Here is a 2,583-nt window from a genome sequence, read left to right on the forward strand (position 1 = left end):
TGCCGACGCCACCCGAGGCGATGACCGGCGCGCGCACGGCATCGGCGATGGCGCGCGTCAGCGCGATGTCGTAGCCTGCCTTGGTGCCGTCGCGGTCCATCGATGTCAGCAGGATCTCCCCGGCGCCGCGATCGACCATCTTGCGCGCGAACTCGACGGCGTCGATGCCGGTCTTCTCGCGGCCGCCATGGGTGAAGATCTCCCAGCGGTCGGCCTCGCCGGCGCCCGAGACCTTCTTGGCGTCGATGGCCACGACGATGCACTGGTTGCCGAACTTGTCGGCCGCTTCGGCGACGAAATCCGGGTCTTTCACCGCCGCCGTGTTGATCGACACCTTGTCGGCGCCGGCCAGAAGCAGCTTTCTTATGTCGGCCACCTGGCGCACGCCGCCGCCGACGGTGAGCGGCATGAAACATTGCTCGGCGGTGCGGGCGACGACGTCGAAGATCGTCTCGCGGTTGTCGGACGAGGCGGTGATGTCGAGGAAGCAGAGCTCGTCGGCGCCGGCCGCGTCATAGGCCTTGGCCGCCTCGACCGGATCGCCGGCATCGACGAGGTCGACGAAGTTGACGCCCTTGACGACACGGCCGTTCTTGACGTCGAGGCAAGGAATGACGCGGGCCTTCAGCATCAGCTTCTCTCCATCGTCGCGAGCAGCTCGACCAGCAATTCGCCGACCAGCGGCGGCACCTCGCTCTTGGCATCGAAGGCCGGATCATAGGCCGAGATGGTGAGGCCGGCGATTGGCAGTGCGCCGGCCATGCCGCACATCGCCTGCCGCACCTGCTCGGGTCCAGGACCGCCGGGCGTGGCGAAGCGGTTGGCCTGCAATTCTTCCGGGTCGTGAACGTCGAGGTCGATATGCATATGGATCCGTTCGGCGCCGGCCTTCTTCAGCCTCTCCGCCGCCCCCGTCCAGTCCGGGCATTCGGAGCGGATGACCGGCAGTTTTTCCAGTTCCTCCCTTTCCGCCGTGTCGAGGTCGCGTGCATTGACGAGCACCGAGCGGGCCGGGTCGATCGGCTTGAAGCCGGGAATCTGCGCCGTCATCGGCCGCCAGCAAAGGCCAAGCACCGTCGCTAGCGCCATGCCGTCGAGGAATCCGGATGTGGAAGTGTCCGGCGTGTTGATGTCGCCATGCTGGTCGGCCCAGATGATGGCGTCGGCGCCTTCGCCGGCCACGGCGCCGGCGCTGGTCAGGCAGTTGCCGGCGAGCACGATGGGAAACCGCTCGTTGTCGAGCGCGATGCGAACCTCGCCCGACACGGCGTTGCAGACGGCGAAGCCGGTCGCGATCTCGCGCGCTTGCTCGTCGTCGCTGACCCTGCCGATGTCGTGGACGTCGATGTCGTGGCCGGCAAGCTTGAGCGCCTCGGCAAGGCCGCCGGCCATCAGCGCATCCGGACCCTGGCCGCAGCCGCCGTGATAGTGGCCGCTGTCATAGGACGCCAGGATGATCGACACCTTCACGGCCTTGCCTCCATCTCCTCGCCGCGCAGGACCGCCAGCGCCTCCGCCGGGTCGATGCGGCCGTCATAGAGCGCCCGGCCGGAGATCGCGCCTTCGAGCCGCTGCGCGTCCGGCATGGTCATGCGCACGATATCAGCGATCGAGGCCAGGCCGCCCGAGGCGATCACCGGGATGGACACCGCTTCGGCAAGGTCGATGGTGGCGTCCCAGTTGATGCCGGTCAGCACGCCGTCGCGGTCGATGTCGGTGTAGATGATGGCGGCCACGCCCGCGCCTTCGAATTTCTTGGCCAGCTCGACGACGCCGAGGCTGGACGCTTCGGCCCAGCCCTCGACCGCGACCTTGCCGTCCTTGGCGTCGATGCCGACGGCGATCTTGCCCGGGAAGGCCTTGCAGGCCTGCTTGACGAGGCCTGGGTCACGCACCGCCACCGTGCCGAGGATGACGCGCGCCAGCCCCCGGTCGAGCCAATCCTCGATCTGCTCCAGTGTGCGGATGCCGCCGCCGAGCTGCACCGGATTCTTCGTCGCCTTGAGGATGGCGCCGACCGCCGCGCTGTTGACGCTCTGGCCCTTGAAGGCGCCGTTGAGGTCGACGACGTGCAGCCACTCGAAGCCCTGCTCCTCGAAGGCCCTGGCTTGGGCTGCCGGGTCATCGTTGTAGATCGTCGCCGTCGCCATGTCGCCGTGCTTCAGGCGCACGCATTTGCCGTCCTTGAGATCGATGGCGGGAAACAGGATCATGGTCAGGCCCCTTCGACGATCACGAAATGGCCGGTCGAGGCGGCGAGCCTGAATTTCGAGGCCTCCTGGTATTCAGGCGATTCGTAGCAGGCGACCGCTGCTTCGTACGACTCGAACTCGACCACGACGTGGCGATTGCCCGTCGGCCCTTCCGGGTTGGTGTAGCGCCCGGCCCGGACGGGGAACTTCGCGCCATACTTGGCGAAGGCCCTGGCATTGGCCTCGATGTACTGCTTGTAGACCTCGGGGTCGCGGACGTCGATCAGCGCGATCCAGTAGCCCTTCTTGTTCATCTAGGGTCTCCAGCGCAGGAAATTGGCGATCAGCGCCAGGCCCAGCGCCTGGCTTTTTTCGGGATGGAACTGCGTGC

Annotated in this window: 4 protein-coding genes and 1 pseudogene; all 5 read right to left on the minus strand. The window is 67.0% G+C overall.

Annotated features, from left to right (window positions below; genetic code table 11):
* Positions 1-634, minus strand: a 634-nt coding sequence (gene hisF / locus EOA33_RS31615) for an imidazole glycerol phosphate synthase subunit HisF (protein ID WP_190234428.1), incomplete at its 3' end; no start/stop codon positions are given.
* Complete coding sequence (locus tag EOA33_RS31620) at positions 631-1,470, minus strand: arginase family protein (protein ID WP_127407413.1); 840 nt, start codon at positions 1,468-1,470, stop codon at positions 631-633. The genes hisF and EOA33_RS31620, both read right to left, overlap by 4 nt.
* On the minus strand, positions 1,467-2,213 hold the full coding sequence (gene hisA, locus EOA33_RS31625) for a 1-(5-phosphoribosyl)-5-[(5-phosphoribosylamino)methylideneamino]imidazole-4-carboxamide isomerase (RefSeq protein ID WP_127407414.1): 747 nt from the start codon (positions 2,211-2,213) through the stop codon (positions 1,467-1,469). Before hisA ends, EOA33_RS31620 begins: the two co-directional genes overlap by 4 nt.
* A 2-nt stretch (positions 2,214-2,215) precedes the next feature.
* Entirely contained in the window at positions 2,216-2,506 is a 291-nt protein-coding gene (locus EOA33_RS31630; protein ID WP_127407415.1) for a DUF1330 domain-containing protein, read from the minus strand.
* Positions 2,507-2,583, minus strand: a pseudogene (locus EOA33_RS41015) (imidazole glycerol phosphate synthase subunit HisH); the annotation flags it as partial. It abuts the gene before it with no gap.

It is taken from the genome of Mesorhizobium sp. M4A.F.Ca.ET.050.02.1.1, assembly GCF_003997725.1.
Classification (GTDB): domain Bacteria; phylum Pseudomonadota; class Alphaproteobacteria; order Rhizobiales; family Rhizobiaceae; genus Mesorhizobium.

Bases quoted from the DNA above. Each gene is read 5' to 3' on its own strand.
- hisA (WP_127407414.1), bottom strand. From the start codon at position 2,213: ATGATCCTGTTTCCCGCCATCGATCTCAAGGACGGCAAATGCGTGCGC.
- EOA33_RS31630 (WP_127407415.1), bottom strand. From the start codon at position 2,506: ATGAACAAGAAGGGCTACTGGATCGCGCTGATCGACGTCCGCGACCCC.